The sequence below is a fragment of the Aquamicrobium segne genome, assembly GCF_042656785.1.
Lineage (GTDB): Bacteria > Pseudomonadota > Alphaproteobacteria > Rhizobiales > Rhizobiaceae > Mesorhizobium > Mesorhizobium segne.
Map to the genome: position 1 here is coordinate 1 of NZ_JBHSLL010000003.1, position 23,167 is coordinate 23,167.

The window sequence follows — 23,167 nt, forward strand, 5'->3', positions numbered from 1 at the left end:
AAACATGGGTCAAATCTCAGTGGAAAAATCCCCCAATCCCGGGTCAGATCTCAGCGGAAATCAACAGAAATAGACGATCCAGCCACGCTGCCCATCATCTTCGAGGCTCCGGCCGACAGCGACTGGAAGGACGAGGCGGTCTGGCATCTCGTCAATCCCGCTTTGCGCCACGGCTATCCCGATCTGGACGGGCTGCGCCAGTATGCCCGCGAGGCTGAGAACCGGCCCGGCGACCGCGAAAGCTTCCGACAGCTCAACCTGAATATCTGGCTCGATCATTCTGCCGATCCCTTCATCGACATGGGCATCTATGACCTGACCGCCAAGCCGGTCCCGGTGCCGGAAGGCGCGCCATGCTGGATCGGCGTTGATATGTCGAGCACCACCGACCTGACGGCCGTGGTCGCCTGCATCGTGGACAATGACGAGAATTGCCATATCGTCCCGCATTTCTTCGTTCCCGGTGACAATCTCAGGGCGCGTGCCGAGCGCGACGGTGTTGCCTATCCCCTATGGGCCGAGCAGGGCTTCATCACCGCCACGCCCGGCAACGTGATCGACTATCGCGCTGTCGAGCAGTGCATCCGCGATCTGTGTGAACGGTTCGATGTCCGCGAGATAAACTTCGACGCCGCCTATGCGCAGGCTGTCATGGGTCCGCTCACTGATGACGGCTATCCCGTCGCCACGCTGCGGCAGGGATGGGTGACGCAATCACCGGCCTTGAATGAGTTGGAGCGCGTTATTCTTGCAGGCCGGTTCCTGCATGGCGGGCATCCAGTGCTGCGCTAGTGCTTCGACAATGTGGCGATCCATACCGACAGCGCCGGCAACCGCACCATGCACAAGGGCAAATCGACCGACCGCATCGACGGGGCGGTGGCGTCATGGATGGCCGTTTCCCGCGCCGTCGCCGGTGAGGCAAGGTCGATTTATGACAGTGACGCTTGGTCTGACGAGATGGCGTTCTTCTGATTCAACTGGTTCCGCCATGGTTCCGCAGCATCCAGAAAGCAGAATGGCCTCACTATGGAGGCCATCTAACTGCTTGATTTTCTGTTGGAAAATTGGAGCGGGCGATGGGATTCGAACCCACGACCCCAACCTTGGCAACTCGTCCGGGCAGTTTTCGCTCCAGCAAGTATTAACGCGCAAAACTACGAAAAACCCCTATACCTCAATAACTTACGTTGACACCGCTTTCCGCGCCCATACGCTGGAAACGCCGTGGATTTCCGTTCTGCTGCTTCCCCCCTGCTTCCCCGGCCATGCTGCACCTGCGTGGGGAAGCAGATTTGGTCGATCCCGCGCGCCTCCTCCGTAGCGACCGCTCAAAGGAAAAGGAAGGCGAGATCTGAAGGAGTTTTATGATGCCGAAGTTGACCAAAAGAATCGTTGAAGCCCTGGAGCACAATCCGGACCGCGACGTGTTTTTGTGGGATACCGAAGTGCGCGGATTTGGCGTGCGGGTGAAGCCGTCGGGGACGAAGACGTTCATCATCCAGTACAGGAACGTAGAACGCCGCACGCGCCGGTTCGTGATTGGGCAGTATGGCGTTCTCACGGTCGAGGTCGCGCGCGATCTCGCCAAGAAGAAGCTGGCATCGGTCATCGACGGCGCCGATCCCTCGCAGGAGCGCCGGGCGGCCCGTGAAGGGATGACGGTGGCGGAAGTCTGCGACTGGTATCTGGAAGAAGCGGAAGCCGGCCGCCTGCTCGGCAGGAACCGGCGCCCCATCAAGGCATCGTCGGTCTCCGGCGATCGCAGCCGCATCGAACAGCACATCAAGCCGTTAATCGGCACACGCGTCGTTGCGCATTTAAGGCTGGCCGATATTGAGAGACTCCAGGCCGATATCGCCGCCGGAAGGTCTGCGCGGGTGCGCCGGGCCGGACGTGGCGGTCAAACCTCCGGCGGGGCGGGAGTCGCGGGCCGTGCGATCAGCACGCTTCGCAGCCTGCTAAATCACGCGCGCCGGCTCGGGATCATTGAGCAGAGCCCTGCGAACGGTGTGCGGGTCATCGCCTCGAACAAGCTGAAGCGGCGTCTCAGCGCCGGCGAAGTCCGGCATCTCGGCAAGATCATGAAGCAGATGGAGCGCGAGGGCGAGCATCCGACCGGGCTTGCAGCCATCCGCGTTATGCTGCTGACGGGCTTCCGTCGCATGGAAGTGCTGGCGATGCGAAAGGAGTGGGTCGAGCCTGACGACAATTGCGTGGCCTTCCCCGAAACCAAGTCCGGCGCGCAGATGCGTGCGGCCGGCGATGCGGCGATCATGGAACTAATGGCTCAGGGGCAGCGCAGCGCGTCGCCCTATGTCTTCCCGGCCGATTGGGGCGATGGCCATTTCATCGGTGTCGTCCGTGTCCTCGACCGGGTATGCGCCCGCGCCGGCCTGGAGAAAGTGACGCCACATGTCCTGCGCCACACCTTTGCGAGCATCGCGGCATCCCTCGGCTTCACCGAACTGACGATCTCCGGATTGCTCGGGCATGGGCCGAGAGGGGTGACACAACGCTATGTCCACCTCGACGCCGCGCTCGTGATCGCTGCCGATCAGGTCTCGGCCGAGATCGCCCGGTTGCTCGACGGGGGTGAGCTGCTGTCCATGAAGCAGGTGAAGCGTATGCGCTACGCGCAAAGCGTCAAAATGTTCGCCGAGGCATGAGCGATCCCGATCCCTCATTCGAGGCGATCTTGTTGTTGGAAGCAAGACCGTCGGGAGCTGACGTTGCGCCTCGATTATGGCTTCCCCGTGAACCGGGCGGCAAGCGCCCTAATCGAGTCACGCGCGTCGCTTGATACCCTCTGACTTGTCCCTCCACCGCGATCGCCGTTCCCCCTCTAAACGAAGGGGGCGCCAGATTCCGCGTTCGGTTAGCGTTGGCTCGTAGCCGGAGCTTGGTGATTCATCGAGGGCTTCCGATCCCGCAAGCATCCCGATGTGCGCACCACGAATAGGAGGACAGGCATGGATTTTCAGTATCTCTACACCTCGTTCGAGGGGCGCATCAATCGAAAGCCATTCTGGATTGCGGGCCTGATCCTGTTCGTGGTCGCAATCGTCATTTCGTTCGCCGTCCTGGTGCCGATCTCGGCAGCAAATGCGACGATGGGCGCGCTCGCGGGGCTGATCCTGTCGTTGGCGTTTCTGTATCCAGGCGCCGCCCTTGGCGTGAAGCGGCTGCATGATCGGGGTAAGTCCGGTCTCCTGATGGTCGTCTTCATCGCGCCCGGCCTCATCTCGCAGCTATGCGACCTACTCGGCATTACGGGCAGCTATCAAGCCATTGCGGGGCAATCCATCCATATGCCGAACGCGCTGGGCTGGATTCTCAACCTGGTAACCCTCGTCGTCGCCATCTGGGCGTTGGTGACGCTTGGCTTTCTCAAGGGAACCAGCGGCGCCAACAGCTATGGCCCCGACCCTCTGATGGGCGAGGCCCAGGAGGCAGTTCCGGGCTGACCCCGGACCGGCCTTGCGCGGTCGATGGTCCGCCCGCCCCCTTCAAACGAAGGGGGACACCCGTTTCGACGCGCGGTAGCCTGCCATGCCGGAAATCCTCTCAATGCCAACCTTCGGAAGCCAGGCCCATGAAAACAATCGCCGCAATCTCGTTTGCCCTGTTCGGGCTCGCACCGATCGCCGCATCCGCGGCCGACGATGTGATGATCGTCTATGACGGGTCGAACTCCATGTGGGGGCAGATCGAGGGGGTTTCCAAGATCGAGATCGCCCGCGACGTGATGGCCGATCTCGTCGAGACCTGGCCGCAGTCGACCAATCTGGGGCTACTGGCATACGGACATCGCCGGGAGGGCGACTGCACCGATATCGAGATGATGATCGCGCCCGGCCCGGTCGAGAGAGAGAATTTCCTCGAAGCCGTCAATTCGATCACCCCGCGGGGCCGCACGCCGCTGACGGCCGCGGTCGAGCAGGCCGCGGAAACCCTCTCCTACAGGGACAATCCCGCGACGGTGGTTCTGGTTTCGGACGGGGTGGAAACCTGCCAGGCCGATCCATGCGCGCTGGCCGCGCAACTGGAGCGTCAGGGCATCGCTTTTACCGCGCATGTAATAGGCTTCGACCTTTCGCGCGAGGAACACGAGCAGCTTGCCTGCATCGCCGAAAACACCGGCGGGATTTTCGTGCCGGCCGAGAATGCGGACGAACTGCGTACTGCCATGACGCAAGTGCAGGCGGTCATCGAAACCGAACCGGCGGTCGAACCGGAGCCTGAACCTGAGCCGGCGGCGGAACCGGAAGCCCCGGAACAGACCGTTTCGGCCCCCGCGACCGCGACCGTTGGCACCAACTTCACGGTGACCTGGGGCGAGACCGTCAACCCGCGCGACTGGGTCACCATCGTCCCGGTCGGGGCGAACGAAGGCGCGCATCTCTCCAACCGGCGCGTCGAGAACAACGACAGCATCTCGTTGCGGGCGCCTGCCGAGCCGGGCCTCTACGAGGTGCGCTATGTGCTCGACGAGGGCAGCAGGACGCTTGCCTCGACCCCGGTGGAAGTCGTTGAGGCCGAGCAGACCGTTTCAGCCCCGGCGACCGCGACCGTTGGCACCAACTTCACGGTGACATGGGGCGAGACCGTCAACCCGCGCGACTGGGTCACCATCGTCCCGGTCGGGGCGAACGAAGGCGCGCACCTCTCCAACCGGCGCGTCGAGAACAACGACAGCATCTCGTTGCGGGCGCCTGCCGAGCCGGGCCTCTACGAGGTGCGCTATGTGCTCGACGAGGGCAGCAGGACACTTGCCTCGACTCCGGTGGAAGTTGTCGAGGCCGAGCAGACCGTCTCGGCCCCGGCGACGGTGATCTTCGGCACCGAGTTCACGGTGACGTGGGGCAAAACCGTCAACCCGCGCGACTGGGTCACCATCGTCCCGGTCGGGGCGAACGAAGGCGCGCACCTCTCCAACCGGCGCGTCGAGAACAACGACAGCATCTCGTTGCGGGCGCCTGCCGAGCCGGGCCTCTACGAGGTGCGCTATGTGCTCGACGAGGGCAGCAGGACGCTTGCCTCAACCCCGGTGGAAGTTGTCGAGGCCGAGCAGACCGTGTCGGCGCCCTCGATTGTCAGGGCAGAAACCACGTTCACCGTAACCTGGGGCGAGACCGTCAATCCGCGCGACTGGGTGACCATCGTACCGGTCGGTGCGGACGAAGGTGCGCATCTTGCCAACCGACGCGTTGAAAGCAATGACAGCATCTCGTTGCGGGCGCCTGCCGAACCGGGCCTCTACGAGGTGCGCTACGTGCTCGACGAGGGCAGCAGGACGCTGGCCTCCAGCCCCGTTGAAGTCGTCGCTGCCGATGCGCCGCTTGACGACGGAGCTGGGCTGAGCGTTCCGGCTACTGCCGCACCGGGCGAAACCGTAACCGTCTCCTGGACAATCGAGGCCGACGATGCCGATCGCCGCGTTGCGCTGGCGCGCGCCGATGCGCCGGACTTCACCTGGATTTCGGCGCATCGCGTCGGCGCCGAGCAGGAAACGGAAATCACGCTGCCCAACGAACCGGGCAAGTATGAAGTGCGGTTCCTCGACATTTCCAGCCAGAGCGTCCTCGGCCGCGCAATGATCGCGGTCGGCGATTGAGCCGGGGCGTCAGGACATCAGAAGTGGGAACATCATGTTCAGAACCATCGCCGCGGCTTTTGCAGCCCTTGCCCTGACCGCCGCCACTGTCGCGGCGGAATCCGGGGGAACGGTTACCGGCACGATCGGGGGGCAGGAGGTCGAACTGACCATCTGGCCGGAGCAATCTGATTATGACGGGGGCCTTGATGTCACCTGGATCCTCGTCTCGCTCATCGCCCGCGGTGATGCACTAGCACAGCAAAATCTCGGCGCGCTGTACTTCCAGATTGAAGCCGTTGATCTGCCCGGAAACGGACACACTTTCGTCGAACTCCAAACCACCATCAGGGGCACGACGCCTTCTCGCGCCTATGTCGGGAAATATTTGGTGCATTCCGAAGAGAAAAACGCGCTTGCCCTGACCGTCACCAGCGCGGTCGAGGACGACGGACTGCTGGCAGTCTCGGGAACGGTGACGGGCGTTCTGACCAGCGTGGAAAGTGTCGATCATCGCAATCCCGATCCCGACGACACGCTCGACGTCGATCTGACCTTCGATGTCACCGTGGCCAAGATGGGCTCCGATTAGCGAAACCGGCAGGAACCGACCCATGAAACATGCACTCTCCCGCCTTCTCCTCGCATCGGCGCTCGGTGCCGGGTTTTGCGCCCTGCCTGCATGGTCGGAAGAACTGGGCCAGGTGCGGTTCACCTTCGATGGTGTGGAACACACATGGTTCACCCTCACCCATGAGGTCAGGGGGAAGTCCCGCCCTTCAGCGCAGTTGTCGAGCCGGTCGATCACCGACAGCATCGACATCGACGCCTTCCCCGATCCCGGTGCCGCAACCCTTGAACGGCTTTCGCTGACCTGGATATATCCGCGCTCGATCACCCAGCCCGGCCCGCCAGATTACACGCGCGCGATGCGCTTCGATATCGTCTGGAATCTCGAGGGTGGCATTGGACCGCACTGGATCGGCCGCGACGCGAAGCTCGACATCTCCACCGTCGATCTGGAGGGAGATGCGGGGCATCTGACCGGAACCTTCACGGCCGAGTTCTGTTATTCGGCCGAATTTTATGGCAACCCCGACGAAAGCACCTGTCAGCCCGTCAGCGGTTCCGTTGATACAGCAATCATCCGGCGGGAATGAGTGGGCCAATGTTGAACGCCCGCACCCGAAAGACCGGCTTGGCCTCCTGGATTGGACGTGCGGCGATTGGCCTGATCATCGCCGCACTTCCATTCCCCACCCTGGCCCAGAATTGGCCGACAACGGACTGGGAGCCCTTCTGTGGCCCGGACATCCGTGGCCGTTGCAGCCTTGATGATCCCGGAGTCGAGGTTTTCCTCCATCAACTTTCCGAAGCCAGCGAGCGGTTCGAGGCCATGGGCTTCCTTGCGCCCGCAATCGACCCGATGGGGATCGTGCGGCAGGCTTACCCCGTCAACTTTGTCGAGGATGGCCTGATCTCTGACACAGGCGAACGGGTCGTGGGCCTGTATTTCCCCAGCCAGCGGCGGATCGACCTCGATTACGCGTATTATTTCGCCATGGGCGCAGAAATGGAAGGCGGGTACTTCGCCCCCACGCATGAACTGTTCCACGCCATACAATTCGCTTATCCGGGAAGTCACCATCTCCATTCCCTCGGAGATGCGGCCAATTGGGTGATTGAAGGCTCGGCAAAGGCGGCCGAACTGGCCTTCGAGGGCCATACCATATCAGACTTGGGATCGCCCTGGCTCGATTCTCCTCTTGATCGATTTCGTTTGCGGGGGCGGACTGGGAACCAGCACTATATTGCCTATCCGTTCTGGCTCCATGTCGCCGATACCTATGGCGGCAGCCGGCCGGATGGGTTCGGCATTCTCCACGATTTCTTTCGTGGTCTTGAAAGCCAGGCAGACCAGTCGTCCGCTATTGCCATGGTCGATGGCGCGCTCCGCACGATCGACGCCGAGGGTCTGTACGACATCTATCCCGGCTTCATTGCCCGCCATGACGACCAGCAGCACTATGAGAGCGTCGTGGAGTTTCGCACCCGCCCCACGGCACAGCCCCAGTACACGACGACAATAAAGGGAAGCGTCGATCCGGTGTCCGCGCGGGCTTTCCTTGTCAAAGTCGTCGGCATCATCGAGCAGGAACAGAGCGGTGCGAGCGAAGTGGAAATCCGGCTTGAGGCGGATGACCCCGATGCGCTGCATCTGATCGTGGGCGACACCCGCTATGACGAACCCGGCGCCGGTCGTAACGTCTATTTCGCCGATATCGGGGGCAAGGCGCTGAACGAGCTTTCCACGTACGAGGAACTCTTTGTGCGCGTCGTCAATGTCGCGCGCGATCCGGCGGCCTACCAACCGCAGGATTTCGAGCTGATCGCAACCGTCTATCACGAGTATATCCTCGTTAAGGGCACGGGCCAGCCGCCGGGCGAGGCGGAACCGGGCGGCGAGGCGATTGGCTCGGCCATCGCGACGCTGGATCGGATGAGTGGCTTTCTTTCCCCCCACGGCAGCCCCTTTGCCTCGCCGGATGCAGGCTTTGCCGCGCCGTGTCTTTTAAGGATATCCTTGTCCGACGGCCGGAATTCAAGCGCGATCAGTTTCGCGATGGATCACGAGGGGCCGATCGTGCCGGGAACCTATCCGATCGTCAGTAATCCGGACGGTGTAAGACCCGAGAATTATCCGGACCAAGTGATTGCCGGATTCGTCCTGGGTGAAAGCAACCCGCTCGCCGGGGGATTTCCGCAGCGGTATGAGGCCGCCGGAGGGGTCTTGACCCTTTCTTCAGTTACGCCACGCTGGATCACCGGAAACGCGCGCATCCTCGGGTCCTTGGGCCGTAAGGTCTATACCAGTGGCGACACCCCTCCCGATGGTCCCAACCCGCTCGCCATCGACGTCGAATTCAGCGTACGCAATCAGGTCGCGCATATGGGAGCCGAACGGTGCGCGGCCTTTGACGGGTAGGCATTCGGACCACGATAGCCTCGGCCTCTGTTCCAGCGCATCCGATCTCGCGGCGACAGCGGGACCTACCCCTGCGAACGAAGGGGGCGCGCAAGTCGTCTGCGTGCTAGTCGACGACATGGTGGTCCTGCCGACTACGGGCTGATTAGACTTGGGATGGAGATTTCGATGTTTGGAAAAATTGGCGCCCTGGCTCTCCTTGCCGCCCTTTTTTGCCAGCCGGTCAGCGCGGAAGAATTTGGCAGGGTCGCGTTCAATTTCGACGCAGAAGAGAACGAGTGGTTCACGGTCATTAATCAGGATAGCGAAAGAACCATCGCATCTGCCGAGATCACAACCTTCGGGTCCATAAGCACCTTGACGATCAATGCCTATAGGGAACCAAGGTTTTCCGCCCGGGAAATTCTCAACATTGAGGTGATGTATTCGAGAGGGTTCAGCGGCAACGTGGAGCCGGACTATTCTCGCCCGGCAGGCGTGGGCATTACCCTTTTTACCGAGGGCATGTCCGGTCCCGTGTGGGATGGGCGCAATGTGCAGATCGATATTGAGGCATACGATCTTTCCGGCGATATCGGACAAATAACAGCGACATTTTCCGCAGAACTGTGCCGGGCCGAGAAGCTTTATGCCGACCCCGACGAGAGCACTTGCCGGCCGATATCCGGCACTGTCGAAACACAGGTGCGGGTTCCGGCACAAGATTGAACAAGGCAGGAGAAAATGCGGCGTCAAATCACAGTCACCAAGGCCATCGGATCGGTCACCGCGCTCGCAGCACTATTCCTGACCATGCCCGTCGCCGCGCAGGACCCCGAACCGTTGGCCTTTTGCGCCTACCAGCCCGAGCTGGACGATCTGGTCGGGGTTTATACGGTCACGGCAGGCCCGAGCGCGCTGTCCTCGGGCGGCATGACCATACCCAATCCCAATATCGAGACCTATCAGTCGACGTTCGCCCTGATCGACGACGTGCTAGTCATGCTTACAGATGGCGCCCCCTCGGTCGACTTCCACCACATCGGTAGCGATGAACCGGACTGGATCGGTGCCGACAATGTCGGGGGGATTCCGGTCACCAGCACCGAGGATATGGGCATTGTTCTCGATTGCGACGTGAACTCGCTGATCAGGATCATCGGGACGGGGATTGGAACCGCGCAGGATGGGCGGCAATTCGAGTTTACGATCCGACTTTTCGCATCGCTCGATGGCCTGCTTGTCGGCGGCAATATGTGGACCATCGACGGCATTACCATGAGGCAGAGGCTCGTGTATTCGCAGACCGGCAACTGATGGTCAGGCGGGGAGCCGTTCGACACGCGGCGCGGTGCCCGGACTTGCCCACTCATGGGGCAGCCTGAGCGTGAAGGTCGAGCCGATCCCGGCCCGGCTGATAAAGTCCAGCTCCCCGCCAAGGAGGCGCGCGAGCTGGGATGCGATGGACAGGCCGACGCCCGTTCCGGGAACGTCCTGCGCCGTGCTGGCGCGGAAGAAGCGTCCGAATAGCTTTTCCTGCTCGTCCTGGGGGATGCCGACGCCACGGTCTTCGACCGCAAAGCATATCTGCCTGTTCTCGGCCGTCACACGGATAAAAACAGGTTCGGTCGGAGGGGAATACTTGACGGCGTTGGAGACGAGATTGCCCAGAACCTGCTCGGCCAGCAGCGGGTCGGTTTCGATTGCCGGCGGCACTTCACGCCCAACGCGGACGGTTATGGTGCGGCCGGGCGTCGCTTCGAGCTGGCGCGTGCGGACACGATCCACGAGCATCGCGATGTCGCATCTGGCGGGATCGGCGCTGACCTGTCCGGCGTCGAGCTTGACGACATCGAGTGTCGCGCCGATCAATTCGTTGAGCCCGCGCACTTCGCCCCTGATGTGCCTGGCCCGTTCCTCGATCTCCTCAGGCTTCATCCCCCTGCCGCTGCGCAACAGCCGCTGCATCGAGGAGTCGATCACAGCGAGCGGTGTGCGAAACTGATGGGAGGCCAGTGCAACGAAGTTGCGATAGGCTTCCGCGATCTCCTGCTCACGGACGAACGAACGCATGAGGCGCTGGCGCTGCGCCATGGTGCGCAGCATGATGACGGACAGGACGGTTCCCAGAATGATGATCGCCACGATCGAAACGATGACCTGGGCGATAGACTCGTGCTGCCTGTCGAGGCGGGCGCCGGTCGCATCCCACTGCCGGACCATGGAGCGGTTTCCCGCCAGTCCGAGGTCTCCGATCAAGGGCTTGAGGGCGTCATGGATCGCCGCCGCCACCTCGACGTCACCATAGGAGAGGCCGAGAATATCGTCCTCGATCGACCGTATCGCACGGTCGGCCGCGGCCAGATTGTCGCTGAGCCCCAAATCGCTGATATAGCGCGCCTGCGGTCCCCGGTTGAGCAGGGCCAAGCGGCTGAGTACGACATTGTAGCGCCTTTCCACGTCCGCCATGCTCTGTGGCATTCCCGCCTGTCGGGCAATTTCGGCGTCAAGCAGAAGCACGGCCGCATGAGCCTGCGACAGCGCCCACAGCATGTTGTCGCGTTCGTTCTCGCGCATCTCGGCTTCCGTGCCGGCCAGCCGGAACAAGGCGAAGACCAGAAGAACCACAAAGGCAAAAATGGCGATTCCGGCTATGACATAGGCGAGAACTTCGTTGCGCCGGATCATTCGACGTCCAGCCGGACAAGCTGCCAGACCCAGCGGTAGTCGTAGCGGATATCCTGCAAATCCGCATGATCCTCGCGCGGATAAACGATCCAGAGCGGCCCCATATCGCGCGACAATAAACGCTGTCCGTCCATATGCGTGGCAACGAGTACGTCGAAGCGCTCGAAATCCTCGACGGGAATGTCAATGACATAGTCGTTGAGCGCGGTTGCGGTCACCGTTTCGCCTTGGGCGCCGACAAGTGCAAGCAGATCCCGCATCAAGAAGCCGTCGAACTGCCTGAGACCATCGGTCACGGCCGTGGTGGTTTCGAGAACAGCAGACGGGAGTTTCGCGAGCATCGCCTCATCGAACACGGCGCTGGCGTCCAGATTGGTCTGCGCAATCTGGCCGGTGATGGTGAGGATGATCTCACCCTCGGGAGCCGGAAGCGTGTCCTCATGCGCATGTGCGGGCGGCGGAGCCAGGAACACCGACATCACAATGGCGAGCGCCGATAGCGGCAGCATTGTTGCCTGTTCCCGCATCCTTGCGAATACTCCCGCCGCGGTGGTTGATTTGATCTTCAGCATCCAGGCCCCGGTTCTTCTGAACGAAATGCGCGCTCAGAAAACCAGACCCTTGGCATCATGTCCACGCCGCCGAGGACGCCTGTCTCGCCGCACCAGATTAGATCGGCAGCGGGAATGATCAGGGACAAGCGGCCGAAAGGACGAAATCACCCAGAGGCGCACCGTCCATCGTGCTCGCTGCCGTCGTGCCAGAGATGCCTTCGTCCGTCATCTCCAGGAAGCCGTCCTCGGAGAGAATCGCGACGGTATTCTCCATGTCCTGCGACGGAAAGAAAGTCACCACATCCCCTCCGTCCGCATGATGTGCGAGGCTCAGCACGGCGCCCCTGGCAAGCACCGCTTCCATGGCTGCCAGCACGTCGCCGCCTCCACCATCATCATTGTTTCGCAACGGCTCCAGCAGATCGTCGGGCGTTCCCGCCGGTGCGGCGCTGAGTGCGAGCGAGATCGTTCGATCAGGCTCGGTCGGTGAAGGATAGTCGCGCCTGCACTCGAAAACCTGCAAGGTATGGGTGCTCCCGCCAAGGATGACGAGGGCTTCGCCACTCGCCGCCTGCTGCGCATGCGCCAAACCGGACAGGCCGGCCAGAGCGGCAAGCGACAGCCCGACGAAAACCAGAAGCCTGTTGAGCATCGTACACTCCCTCATCCGGCGCTGGATCCCGCTGACGCCCCCGGCGTGGCCTGAGGCGGCTGATAGGTCCGCGCCTTTTCCTTGAGCCTGGTGAACTTTGCCGAGAGGCTGTCGAGCTTGGCTTCCCAGGCCGGATCGGGAGCCTGTCCGGCGATGGTGCGGAAATAAACCTCCATCATGCAGGTGATCGCGAACGGCTCGAGCAGCGCCGCCTTGACCGCCCATGCGAAAATCAGCGCAAAGACGATGCCGCCGGCCGACCACGCTCCTGGGATCAGATAGACCGCGAGTGCGGCCGGCGCGAGCATCACCAGAAAGACGACGAACGACAGCCCGTAGACGATGAGCGCCAGCCACGCCGCGTTTTTCAGCATCGGCTTGTAGTTCTGGGCGTAGAGGACGAGGCCGGTCTGGGCCGATGCCCATGCGTTGTCGGATTTCGTGCGTATAGCGTAGGCGAGGATGACCTCGTCGATGAAGCCGACGGCGATGCGCAGGAAGGCGTGAACGATCGACACGAACTGTTTCGCGCCGGGGATCGGCAGGATGCTCATGATGCCGCGCACCAGCCCGGTTATGGCGCGCAGCACACCCTTGACCAGTTGATCGACCCCGAACAGCACGCTTGCCTGTGCGAAGCGTTTCGTCACCTCCTGGCGGGCATAGGCGATTTGCGAGCGCCCCTCTGGCATCTGTTCGCCGTCGAGCAGCTTGACCAGCACCGCGATATGTCCGGCCTTGACGATGTAAAGGACATATTCCCGCGCCAGATACATCACGGTGCCGACGAGGCCGAAGCCGATCACGCCGCCCCATATCGTCGCGTTCGCCTGAAAACCGCTGTCGCCGAAACCGCCGATGCCCCAGCCGATGCCGGCGCCGGCGCCTGTCACAAGCACATAGGCGAGAGCCGCCCCGAAATAGACGGCCATGCGGAGCAGTACGAAGGGTAATGTCTGGAACATGAGGCTTAGCGCACGTCCGACGGAAAAGTCCCACATGGTCCAGCAACTCCGGCTTGCCGATTCAAATCCCGGTAAATCTAACCGGACGCGCACCCAGCGTCCCCCTTCGTTTACAGGGGGCGATCCCCATTGCTTTGAGGTAGGATCGACATGGCAACATCCACATGCGGACCGGTCCTGAATGGATGGGTCTGCTATCATCGGAGGGAGGCGCATCGGGCGATGTCGGGAGGCGGGACGGCGAAAACAATTCTCTGCGTCGAGGATGAACGCCGCCTGCGGCAGGACATCATCGATGAACTGGTGATCGCGGGGTACAACGCGCTGGGAGCCGCCGATGGCCGGGAGGCACTCACGCTGCTTAATGCACGAAGGCCCGATCTCATTCTGTGCGACATCTCGATGCCACGCCTCGACGGTTTCGGCTTTCTCGAAACCATGCGCGACACGCGGCCCGATCTGGCGGACGTTCCCCTGGTTTTCCTTACGGCGCTGGGCGGACGCGACCACATTATCAACGGCAAGCGCGCGGGTGCCGACGATTATCTGGTCAAGCCGATCGATTTCGACCTCATGCTGGCAACCATCGGGGCTCGCCTGGGCCAGATCGAGCGGATCGGCCGGAAGGTCGAGGAGGATGTGGCGACGCTCCGGGATGCGCTTTCGGCATCACCCTCCGGCAAGAGCGCCGGCATGGAGCGTATCCTCGACATGCTTTCATTCGGGGTGGTTCTGGTCTCAGGATCGCGCGTGGTGTTTGCCAACCGCGTTGCCCGCGACATCCACGAGGCCGGTGGCGGGCTCATGATCGGCGAAACGGTGTGCGCGGCGTCGTCGCGGTTGAGCGGCGAGCTTGCCGCGATCATCGAGGCCGCATGCTCCGCGGCGAGCGAAGGCCAAGACCATCTCGCCAGCCTGTGCGTGCCATCGTCAGGCGAGCGCGATCTGTTGCTGACGGTTTGCGCGCTTCCGCATGCGCACGATCGGGACGCCGGCGCGCCGCAGGCGGTCATCTTCATCTCCGACCCGTCGCGCCGGCCAAAGGTTTCCGGCACGATCCTTTCCGAACTGTTCGGATTGACCCTGACCGAAGCAGATGTTGCTTGCGCGCTGGCGCATGGACGGCGAACCAGCGAGATCGCCGCCGATCTCTCGATATCGTCGACCACCGTGGCTTTCCATCTGGGCAATGTGTTTGAAAAGACCGGAACCCATCGGCAGGCTGATCTTATCGCCCTCATTCTCACCGCGCTTGCGTCGATCGCCGCCCCTGATGCGGGCAAGGCAGGAGTCCGACAATGAACAAGGCTATCCTTCCTGGTATCGTCATGGGCATGGCGACTCTCAGCCTGGCAAATGCACAGGAATGGCGCAGCGCCTATACCGACACCGATTCCTCCAACTGCGTTATGCTCGCGACCGACCCGGGCTACAGCTCAGAACTGGCCTGTCCCGGCTATAAGGGCTACCCGCTTCTGATCGCGGATAGCGACCTGCGGATGTTCGTGTCCTATGGGTTCGATGCCCGCGACGAGATGGCGGCGAGCCAGACGATGCCAGGTTTCAACACCATCGGCGAAAAGCTCGAATGGCTGATCGCCGATCATCCCGATCTCGGCGAACAGCCTGTGGCCAGCATATTGCGCTACCATCTCGATCGATCAGAAGGCTTCATTCCCGATACGCAGGTGCTTGTCGTCACCAGGATCGAGCCGGGCAATACCTGCCATGTCGCCTATATCGATGCGCTTGCCAACCGGAACGCCAACGTGCTGGCACGTCAGGCGGCGGCCGACCTGGTTCCCGGCTGGGACTGCCGGACCATGGAGGTCCGGCGGGTCGGAAACCTCGATCCTCACTCAGCCAATTAGTGAGATACCAGAAATCTGACTGAGAGTAGCTCAGTCAAAAAATGGGAGTCTACTCAATCATGAAGGCTATCAAGGAGTGCAAAGGTGCGGCAACACCCTAACCGAGTTTGAAAGGAGGCACCTGCGGACGCCGTATCGCCACTCTTGAGGAGGAAGAAAATTGGCGATGGACGGAACGAACGAGCCACTCTGGGAACGTCCTGTGCGCTGGCCCGCGGACGGACTTCCTTTCGACATGCGGGCGCTGCGCTATGTGCTGGCGGCGTTGAATTGATACCATGCCGCCAGGACCGCCCCGGAAAGGACGACCAACCCGGCGCTGATTGCGCGTTGGCGAGTAATCCAGTGCTTGCCCGTTCCGGCAACATAGGCGAGCGTCCCGACATGTTCGACCGCGACGATGGAGCCCGGTCGATGCGGTCAGTCGATCATAATCGGACGGTCAGTTGCACAAACATAGGTATGTCGCTGGATCGGTCTATTTGGTGAAGCAGCGGAAAAACACGAGAAGCAGCTTGCTCTCGGTCTCGGGTGTCGTACATCCCGCTATCGGACGGTGCTTGTCACTCTGACTCCGGATCATTCGGCTGCCGAACCCAAATCTGCTCCAACCAACTCGCGCAGGCGCATCTTGTCCGCCTCCAGCGCCATAACCACCTCCGCACGATCGAGCGCCATGCGCGACTGGCGCAGGGCGGCCGTCCTGACGGCATCGTTATCCATGCGGGCAAGTGCCATCAGAGCTTTCTGGATACGCAATTGCACTTCGATCAGGCCCGCGCCATCGCGCGCCATCAGCATGAAGGCGTCCTCGAACAGATCGGCCGTCGTGAGAGGTGGCACATGGACACGCGGATATTTCTGCTCCTCCGGCGCATCCTGGTCGCAACCCCGCGCCCAGATACTCAGCAGCCGCGTCGTTCGGCCTATTACATCGATAGCAGTCCCCGGATCGTTGGTTGCGGGAGAGAGCGCCCGCGAGCCGATTTCGCTCATAACGGCGAGGCCGAATCGGGGGTCCTGGTCGAACGAGCGCTCGTCGCCAATCGAGAAAGCCGCGCTTATCTTCTCACGGATCGCCTCTGTATCTTTGGTGTCCTTTGTTCCACCTATCCATACGAGTGGCGTATGCGGATATACAAAGGTGCCGGGAACTGCGTTAACGAATACAGTGGTATCGTACGCGTCGCAGAATCCCGAAAGCGCGGACATATCGACGTGCTGTATATAGCCGATCGTGTAGGCACTTATCATGACGGCTCCGGGGGGAACGGCGCTGTCGCGATCATGCAACGGCGCGCCGCCGAGATAAGGTTCATCTAGTCGCGCCTCTATCGCCTGACGCGTCGCTTCCTCGACCCGGTCGGTCGTTTCGCCGACGCGCCCGAGCCGGGTGAGATGATCGATCCAGCGCAATAGTGAAATGACGACCAGTGCGATGACGGCGATCGTGACGATGAACAGGACCACGCGTCCCCGTTCGCCATAGGCTCCGGTCTTGAGGACGATCAGCCCTACGATGCCGAACAAAAACGAGCCGATGAATGTAGACAGGACTGTCTGCGTCAATCGGTCTTCGACCAGCAGCTTCGTGGCACGCGGTGTGACGTTGCTGGTTGCGGAGCCGTATGCGGAGACCATGACACTGAGGGAGAAGGTGGTCACGGCGAGCATGCTCGACGCGATGATGGTCAGAAGGCTGTCCACGGCGTCGGCGCTGATGCTTGCAGGCATGTCCCAAGGAATATAACGCTCGACCACGGCCGCCAGGATTGCGGCCAGAACGCCCAACCCTCCGATTAGCGTGGCCCGCACCCACAGCCGTCGTGTCAACTGCGCCATCAACCATCGCCATCGCGGCACGCGTGTCTCCATCCTCTCAACTCTAACCGGATCATGATGTCATGAAACCGGATTTAGAACAAAGCAGCAGCATCCATACAAAGAATGCCGTCGATAGAGATGGATCGTCTGAAAGAAAATGGCGTTTTAGAGGCTCTTCCGTCGGACCGGCCGGCTCTCGGCGAACAGCACATCTTCGTCTTTGCTTCGGCAGGAGGACAGTATCTGAAGGTCCAGGCCGCTCGGACTCTGGAATACGCGCAGGTCGAACTCCGGCAGGATGGCATAGAGATGATCGAATATGTCGGCCTGGATGCCTTCGTAGGCTCCCCAGGCTGTCGTGTTGGTGAAGCAGTAGATCTCGAGCGGCAACCCCTCGGGACCGGAAGGAAGCTGACGAACCATAATGGTCATTGCTTGATGCACGCCCGGATGGTTGCGCAGGTAGGCCTCTACATAGGCGCGGAAAGTCCCGATATTGGTCGAACGGCGCGTGTTGGCGGGGATTTTCGCTCTCACACCAAGCCTCTCGTTCCACTCTGCGTCGCCTTCGCGCCGATCGTCGGGTTGCTGCTGGGCCTGTCGGCGATCACCGTGCCGTGGGGCACGCTTGTGCTGTCCGTCGTGCTCTATATCGTCATCCAGGTCATCATCGCGCAGATTATGCGCCGCCGCCTGCTGGCGAGCGGCGGGCAGGCCGCGCTCGACGGGCTTCTGGCAAAGCTCGGTCCGGCTTCGCTCGTTGCACTGCTAGCGACGCTGGTTCTGCTGTTCGGCTTCCAGGGCGAACAGATCATCATCCAGCCCGCGATCATCGGTCTGCTGGCCGTGCCGATCCTGATACAGGTCTATTTCAATTCCGGCCTGGCCTATCTGCTCAACCGGCTGGCGGGCGAATTGCGTCGCCGGTCCTCGGCACTGATTGGCGCGTCGAACTTCTTCGAACTCGCTGTCGCCGCCGCGATCAGCCTGCTCGGCTTCCAGTCCGGCGCGGCGCTCGCCACGGTCGTCGGCGTGCTGATCGAGGTTCCGGTCATGCTGTCCGTCGTCTGGATCGTGAACCGCTCGAAGGGCTGGTACGAACGGGACGCCGGGCTTTCTCCTACATCAAAGGCTCATCGTTGATGCTTTCGTTCACAGCAGGAAAATGGAGCGGAAGCGGGCCTGGCACTGTGTTCTGCGGCGTGGTGCCCCCCCGACCGTCACTTCTTCAGTACGGCTTGGCGGACATTTTACCGATTGCCTTAACTGGATTGGCACCATCTATTTGATACTTGGTTACGAAACACGATCAATCGAGAGGTGAGAGACGCACGTTGAGGTATCCCTCGGGCTATGTGGTTCGAAGAACAGCGATTACGACACTGGCTGCGGCCTGCCTGACGATATCGATCTCGACGGGGGCCCGTTGGCTCGTTGGTGCTGAAGCTGACGCGATCACCATCGCGGTGAGGCTGATTCTGCCGTTTGCAGTCGGGATTCCGATCAGCCTCCTGATTTTCACTCGATTCGAACAGCTGAATCGCTCCTATCGGGAAATGCTTCAGAAGAACGCGGAACTGAGCCGGCGCGCCATGACGGATCCGCTGACGGGCTTGCTCAACCGGCGCAGCTTTATCGAACAGTTCGAGCTTGCGCAGTCTATCGGTGTGGGGGGCACATTCATACTCGCCGATATCGACTACCTGAAGCAGATCAATGATCGATACGGCCACAGCGTGGGAGACGAGGCCGTGCTTACGGCATCCACTGCCTTGATGCGCGTTCTCGGGGATGACGCACTGATCGCCCGCATTGGCGGTGACGAGTTCTGCGCGTTCGTCGCACGTATCGACGGCAAGAATTTCGACACGCTGCGCCGGCGTGTCAACGAAGAGACGATGCAGGAATTCCGGAAACGGAGCGGACTTGGCGACTATGCGTTATCGATGACGATCAGCCAGCAGCGCTGTCGGTCGGGAATGTCGTTCAAGGATATGCTCGTGAGCACCGACAAGGATCTGTATCGTTTCAAGCGCAACCGTCCTGTTCACGCGCCCGCACTGGATCCGGCCGCATGAACTGTGGCTGGCCATCGTGAGATGGACCGTTCGGGACCCCTCCCATCGCCTTCATCCTGATCTAGTAGTGGGCGATGACCGAGCGACCAGCCGGGCAGAATAGGATCACGTCGTAGGGATCGCGCCGCTGGCCCATCTCCATGCCGGGCGAACCGAGTGGCATGCCCGGCACGGCGATCCCCGCCGCCGAGGGGCGTTCTGCGATCAAGCGCAGCACGTCTCCGGCCGGAACATGACCCTCGACCGCATAGCCTGCGATGATGCCAGTGTGGCAGGATTGCAGACCGACCAGGATGCCCGGATCGTCTTGAGAGTGCCAGATCTTCGGTCAGACGATCTGCTACGGTAAAGAACGCGCTCCGCACGCGCCCAACCCGGTTCACCTTAGCACCAAGGGGCTGCTCCCTCGCCCTGCACTCTGCGCCTTGTATGGCGGGGAGGCTGCCATCAGCCCGCCGGGACCGATCGCATATGGAACTCCCAGGCCGGCTTTGCGGTTTATCCATGGCGGCAGGATTGCATCTACGCAAGAGCGCGTCAGGGCAAAAGGTGCCGAATATCGAAGGAACGGAGAATGGCATCTGGAAAACACGCCGAACTCCACCGGATGGTGACGGCGGAGCACACCTGTCCATGGGGTCTGAAATCGCTCGATCTGCTCAGGCGCGAAGGCTACGAGGTCGAGGATCACGAACTGACCTCGCGCGCCGAGATCGACGCCTTCAAGGCAGAGCACGGCGTCGAGACGACGCCGCAGACCTTCATCGATGGGAAGCGGATCGGCGGCTATGACAATCTTCTCGCCTTCTTCGGCAAGGAGGTGAGGGACAAGGACGCAACGACCTATACGCCGGTGGCCGCGTTGTTCTCGATGGCGGCGCTCATGGCGCTCGCCGCGAGTTGGGCGGCGCTCGGCAGCCTGATTACCGTCGAGGCGGCTGAGTGGTTCATCGCCATCTCCATGTGTCTCCTCGCTCTGCAAAAGCTCAAGGATGTGGAAGGCTTCGCCACTATGTTCCTCAACTACGACCTCCTGGCGCAGCGCTGGGTGCGATACTCATATATCTATCCGTTCGCCGAGGCGCTCGCCGGCATTCTCATGATCGCCGGGGCGTTGGTGTGGTTGTCCATTCCCGTCGCGCTCTTCATCGGCGTGATCGGCGCGGGCTCGGTCTTCAAGGCGGTTTACATCGACAAGCGCGAACTCAAATGCGCCTGCGTCGGCGGCGACAGCAACGTGCCGCTGGGCTTCGTGTCGCTGACGGAAAACCTGATGATGGTCGGCATGGCCGTCTGGATGCTGCTCAAGCCGGTCGGCGTCGGCCTCGGCCACTGAGGAAAGGAGTACCGATATGGCGCAGTCCTCTCATTCCGGTCACCATGGCCACGGCTCCGGCGGACGTCCCTATCTGATGTTCTGGATCAACATGGCGCTGGGCCTGATCGTCATGTACGTCGTCATGTTCACGATGATCGACGGGCTCGGGGATTTCCGCAACAATCTCAACATGCTCCACATGGCCATCACCATGTGGGCACCGATGGGCATCTTCATGCTGGCGACCATGCCGGGCATGTTCCCCCGCAAGCGGCTCAACATCGCCCTTCATGTCGCGTTCCTGGCGCTCACTGTCGTATCCTTCGGCGCAACCCGCGCCCAGGCGCTGATCGACGACCGCCAGTTCATCGCGTCGATGATCCCGCATCATTCCGGCGCTATCCTGATGTGCCGTGAAGCTGATCTGCGCGATGCTGAACTTGTCGCGCTCTGTGATGAGATCGTCGAGGCTCAGCGTTCCGAAATCCAGATCATGGAGCGGATCAATGAGCGCCTCGATCAGTGAGGGCAGTCATTTCCGGCTCAGGGCAGCGATCATCCCGAACCGGCAGATCATGTCGCATCGACATCCTGGTCCAATAGCGTAATCTTTTGCCGATCATGCGCCTGATACTCGTGCTCATTACCGTCCTGACGATCGGGATCGCCCCGACGTTGGCGCGCGCCTATCAGGCGCCGATGGCCAACATGCCGGCGGCCCACATGACGGGCATGACGAGTGAACCCGACGGCATGGAGGAGGCGCATGCATGCGCCGGGCAGACCGATTGCGCCCGCGATGCCGCCGCCTGCGCATGGGTCTGCGCCGGCTTGCAGGTCTTCCATGGCATCACCGGCGAGGGCGATACACATCGCGTGACCCGATCGGTTCCAGCGCCGCGAGCCCTGCGCTTGTTGCAAGGCATCGAGCCGATGCTGACGGAACGACCTCCCAAGCCGCGTCTCCTCTGAATCTTTCACCGACCGGAATGGCGACACCCCGAACGGACCAATTTTCAATTCAGAGACGGGGAGCCGGACGGCTTCCCCTTGGAGACGATCATGACCATGATGTCCAGACGCGGCTTTCTCGCCGCGAGCGCCGCTGCACTTGCGGCAACTTCCTTCACCCGGCCGGGCTTCGCGCAAGCGCCGGCCACCCGCCTACGGGCCGCGTCCCGCGTTCTCGATATCGACGGACGCGCGGCGACCGTATGGGGCCTTGAGGGGCCATCGGGACAGGGTCTCGTGCTCCACCCCGGCCAGCGCTTCCGCGTCGACCTTACCAACGAGCTGCCGGAGGCCACGCTGATCCACTGGCACGGACAGATCCCGCCCAACGAACAGGACGGCGTTCCGGATATGCCCATGCCCAAGCTGACGCCCGGCGAGGCCCGGGGTTACGATTTTGCCACCATTCCCGGCACCTACTGGATGCACGCCCACATCCCCTTGCACGAAATGCGCCTTCTGGCCGCACCGCTCATCGTCCGCAGCGAGGCGGACGCCAGCGCCGACCGGCAGGAGGTGGTGATGTTCCTGCACGATTTCGCCTTCAAGTCGCCGGCCGAAGTCATGGAGGAAATCACCCAAGGTCATCCGCCTTCCGGCCAGAGCGACATGGATCACGGCGGCATGAACCATGAGATGATGCAAGGAATGCAGGGCGATAGCGGCATGGCCATGAACGGAATGGCGGGCATGGCCGGCATGGAGATGGACCTGAACGATTATGACTGGGACGCCTATCTGACAAATGACCGGACGCTTTCCGATCCCGACGTCATCCGCGTCGAGCGCAATGGCCGCGTGCGGCTGCGCATCGTGAACGCGGCCGCGGCCACGGTGTTCTGGATCGACACCGGGCAGGTCGAGGCGCGGCTGGTCGCGGTCGACGGCCAAGGCGTCCAGCCCCTGACCGGCTCGCGGTTCGGCATCGCGATGGGGCAGAGGCTCGATCTCGAGCTCGATCTCGACAGTACGGGCGCCTGGCCAATCCTCGCGCTGCGCGAAGGCGCGCGGGAGAGGACAGGCCTCGTCCTTGCCGCCCCGGGGGCGGCGGTTCCCCGGCTGTCCGCGCTGGCCGATGAAGAGGCCCCCGCCTTCGACACCGACCTGTCGCAGGAAACGCGTCTCGTCGCGCTGGTGCCGCTGCCGGAACGCGAGACGCAGCGCAGCCCCATGGTCATGCTGGGCGGCACGATGCAGCCCTATCGCTGGACCATCGACGGCAGGGTCTGGGGCGAGCACAATCCCGTCGCCGCCCGCTCGGGCGAGCGGGTCGAGATCATGTTCCACAACATGTCGATGATGGGCCATCCCATGCACCTGCACGGCCACACGTTCCAAGTCGTCGGCGTGAACGGCCAGCGCATCTTGGGCGCGAGGCGCGACACTATCTATGTGCCGCCGATGTCCATGGTGACGGTCGCGCTCGACGCCGGTGAGGCAGCGCGCTGGATGCTGCACTGCCATCACATGCCGCATCTGGAGACCGGGATGATGACCGAGTTCGCGGTCTCGGCCTGAAGCATCAAGCGGGGCACTTTCACGCGCCCCGCTTGAGACCTGCAACCGCGCGATCGATCGTCTTTTCGGCTGGAACCCGGCGCCGAATATGCGATCGGCTGACCGTTAATTCGATTTCAACGCGTTT

Annotated in this window: 23 protein-coding genes and 2 pseudogenes; 18 read left to right on the top strand and 7 right to left on the bottom strand. The window is 61.9% G+C overall.

All coding sequences use genetic code 11. From position 1 onward, the window contains the following. The 10 genes from ACFPLB_RS00350 to ACFPLB_RS00395 form a co-directional block, all read left to right on the top strand. A partial coding sequence (locus tag ACFPLB_RS00350; RefSeq protein WP_378227281.1) for a terminase TerL endonuclease subunit occupies window positions 1-792 on the top strand: 792 nt, incomplete at its 5' end. Between the two features lie 12 nt (window positions 793-804). Beyond that, window positions 805-975 carry a hypothetical protein gene (locus ACFPLB_RS00355; RefSeq protein WP_378227283.1) on the top strand — a complete coding sequence of 57 codons (171 nt, stop codon included), beginning with the start codon at window positions 805-807 and terminating at the stop codon, window positions 973-975. Window positions 976-1,367: 392 nt separating this feature from the next. Next, window positions 1,368-2,669 carry a tyrosine-type recombinase/integrase gene (locus tag ACFPLB_RS00360; RefSeq protein WP_378227284.1) on the top strand — a complete coding sequence of 434 codons (1,302 nt, stop codon included), beginning with the start codon at window positions 1,368-1,370 and terminating at the stop codon, window positions 2,667-2,669. 303 nt (window positions 2,670-2,972) lie between these two features. After that, complete coding sequence (locus ACFPLB_RS00365) at window positions 2,973-3,467, top strand: DUF805 domain-containing protein (protein WP_378227285.1); 495 nt, start codon at window positions 2,973-2,975, stop codon at window positions 3,465-3,467. Between the two features lie 128 nt (window positions 3,468-3,595). Continuing rightward, window positions 3,596-5,617: a VWA domain-containing protein gene (locus ACFPLB_RS00370; protein WP_378227286.1), complete on the top strand. Its 2,022-nt coding sequence runs from the start codon at window positions 3,596-3,598 to the stop codon at window positions 5,615-5,617. A gap of 34 nt (window positions 5,618-5,651) precedes the next feature. After that, window positions 5,652-6,188 (top strand): hypothetical protein, encoded by a 537-nt coding sequence (locus ACFPLB_RS00375; protein WP_378227287.1) that lies wholly within the window; start codon window positions 5,652-5,654, stop codon window positions 6,186-6,188. A 22-nt stretch (window positions 6,189-6,210) separates the two neighbouring features. Further along, the gene (locus ACFPLB_RS00380) at window positions 6,211-6,756 is read left to right on the top strand and encodes a hypothetical protein (protein WP_378227288.1); all 546 of its coding nucleotides are present in this window, start codon (window positions 6,211-6,213) and stop codon (window positions 6,754-6,756) included. An 8-nt stretch (window positions 6,757-6,764) separates the two neighbouring features. Then, a complete protein-coding gene (locus tag ACFPLB_RS00385; protein WP_378227289.1) occupies window positions 6,765-8,582 on the top strand; it encodes a hypothetical protein in 1,818 nt (605 codons plus the stop codon). Window positions 8,583-8,750: 168 nt separating this feature from the next. Further along, window positions 8,751-9,290: a hypothetical protein gene (locus ACFPLB_RS00390; protein ID WP_378227290.1), complete on the top strand. Its 540-nt coding sequence runs from the start codon at window positions 8,751-8,753 to the stop codon at window positions 9,288-9,290. A gap of 15 nt (window positions 9,291-9,305) precedes the next feature. Beyond that, window positions 9,306-9,878: a hypothetical protein gene (locus tag ACFPLB_RS00395; RefSeq protein WP_378227291.1), complete on the top strand. Its 573-nt coding sequence runs from the start codon at window positions 9,306-9,308 to the stop codon at window positions 9,876-9,878. 3 nt (window positions 9,879-9,881) lie between these two features. Here ACFPLB_RS00395 and ACFPLB_RS00400 read toward each other — a convergent pair whose 3' ends face one another. From ACFPLB_RS00400 to ACFPLB_RS00415, 4 genes are all read right to left on the bottom strand, one after another. Further along, a complete protein-coding gene (locus ACFPLB_RS00400) occupies window positions 9,882-11,249 on the bottom strand; it encodes a sensor histidine kinase (RefSeq protein WP_378227292.1) in 1,368 nt (455 codons plus the stop codon). Then, window positions 11,246-11,821: a putative pterin-binding protein gene (locus tag ACFPLB_RS00405; protein WP_378227293.1), complete on the bottom strand. Its 576-nt coding sequence runs from the start codon at window positions 11,819-11,821 to the stop codon at window positions 11,246-11,248. The genes ACFPLB_RS00400 and ACFPLB_RS00405 overlap by 4 nt, the downstream gene beginning before the upstream one ends. A 118-nt stretch (window positions 11,822-11,939) precedes the next feature. Continuing rightward, a complete protein-coding gene (locus tag ACFPLB_RS00410) occupies window positions 11,940-12,455 on the bottom strand; it encodes a hypothetical protein (RefSeq protein WP_378227294.1) in 516 nt (171 codons plus the stop codon). Between the two features lie 11 nt (window positions 12,456-12,466). Then, a complete protein-coding gene (locus tag ACFPLB_RS00415; protein ID WP_378227295.1) occupies window positions 12,467-13,456 on the bottom strand; it encodes a hypothetical protein in 990 nt (329 codons plus the stop codon). Between the two features lie 114 nt (window positions 13,457-13,570). Here ACFPLB_RS00415 and ACFPLB_RS00420 point away from each other — a divergent pair, with 114 nt between their 5' ends. Next, window positions 13,571-14,722 carry a response regulator gene (locus ACFPLB_RS00420; RefSeq protein WP_378227296.1) on the top strand — a complete coding sequence of 384 codons (1,152 nt, stop codon included), beginning with the start codon at window positions 13,571-13,573 and terminating at the stop codon, window positions 14,720-14,722. After that, the gene (locus ACFPLB_RS00425) at window positions 14,719-15,291 is read left to right on the top strand and encodes a hypothetical protein (RefSeq protein ID WP_378227297.1); all 573 of its coding nucleotides are present in this window, start codon (window positions 14,719-14,721) and stop codon (window positions 15,289-15,291) included. Before ACFPLB_RS00420 ends, ACFPLB_RS00425 begins: the two co-directional genes overlap by 4 nt. A 579-nt stretch (window positions 15,292-15,870) precedes the next feature. Here the strand turns inward: ACFPLB_RS00425 and ACFPLB_RS00430 are convergent. Together ACFPLB_RS00430 and ACFPLB_RS00435 are read right to left on the bottom strand one after the other, a co-directional pair. Further along, entirely contained in the window at window positions 15,871-17,133 is a 1,263-nt protein-coding gene (locus ACFPLB_RS00430; protein WP_378227298.1) for a DUF2254 domain-containing protein, read from the bottom strand. Window positions 17,134-17,280: 147 nt separating this feature from the next. After that, window positions 17,281-17,676, bottom strand: a pseudogene (locus ACFPLB_RS00435) (hypothetical protein); the annotation flags it as partial. On the opposite strand from ACFPLB_RS00435, the pseudogene ACFPLB_RS00440 reads away from it, so the two are divergent. Both ACFPLB_RS00440 and ACFPLB_RS00445 read left to right on the top strand, forming a co-directional pair. After that, a pseudogene (locus ACFPLB_RS00440) lies at window positions 17,671-18,258 on the top strand (arsenic resistance protein); the annotation flags it as partial. The pseudogenes ACFPLB_RS00435 and ACFPLB_RS00440 sit on opposite strands and share 6 nt — an antisense overlap. 191 nt (window positions 18,259-18,449) lie before the next feature. Further along, complete coding sequence (locus ACFPLB_RS00445) at window positions 18,450-19,193, top strand: GGDEF domain-containing protein (RefSeq protein WP_378227299.1); 744 nt, start codon at window positions 18,450-18,452, stop codon at window positions 19,191-19,193. Window positions 19,194-19,254: 61 nt separating this feature from the next. Here ACFPLB_RS00445 and ACFPLB_RS00450 read toward each other — a convergent pair whose 3' ends face one another. Continuing rightward, window positions 19,255-19,515: a DUF411 domain-containing protein gene (locus ACFPLB_RS00450; protein WP_378227421.1), complete on the bottom strand. Its 261-nt coding sequence runs from the start codon at window positions 19,513-19,515 to the stop codon at window positions 19,255-19,257. Window positions 19,516-19,767: 252 nt separating this feature from the next. Between ACFPLB_RS00450 and ACFPLB_RS00455 the strand changes: the two genes are divergently transcribed. The 4 genes from ACFPLB_RS00455 (at window position 19,768) to ACFPLB_RS00470 (ending at window position 23,040) form a co-directional block, all read left to right on the top strand. Further along, window positions 19,768-20,529, top strand: a complete 762-nt coding sequence (locus ACFPLB_RS00455; RefSeq protein WP_378227300.1) for a MauE/DoxX family redox-associated membrane protein — start codon at window positions 19,768-19,770, stop codon at window positions 20,527-20,529. 16 nt (window positions 20,530-20,545) lie between these two features. Next, window positions 20,546-21,037, top strand: coding sequence for a DUF305 domain-containing protein (locus ACFPLB_RS00460; protein WP_378227301.1), 492 nt, complete (start codon window positions 20,546-20,548; stop codon window positions 21,035-21,037). Window positions 21,038-21,132: 95 nt separating this feature from the next. Next, on the top strand, window positions 21,133-21,483 hold the full coding sequence (locus ACFPLB_RS00465) for a hypothetical protein (RefSeq protein ID WP_378227302.1): 351 nt from the start codon (window positions 21,133-21,135) through the stop codon (window positions 21,481-21,483). Window positions 21,484-21,573: 90 nt separating this feature from the next. Further along, on the top strand, window positions 21,574-23,040 hold the full coding sequence (locus ACFPLB_RS00470; protein WP_378227303.1) for a multicopper oxidase family protein: 1,467 nt from the start codon (window positions 21,574-21,576) through the stop codon (window positions 23,038-23,040). Window positions 23,041-23,167: the final 127 nt, after the last annotated feature.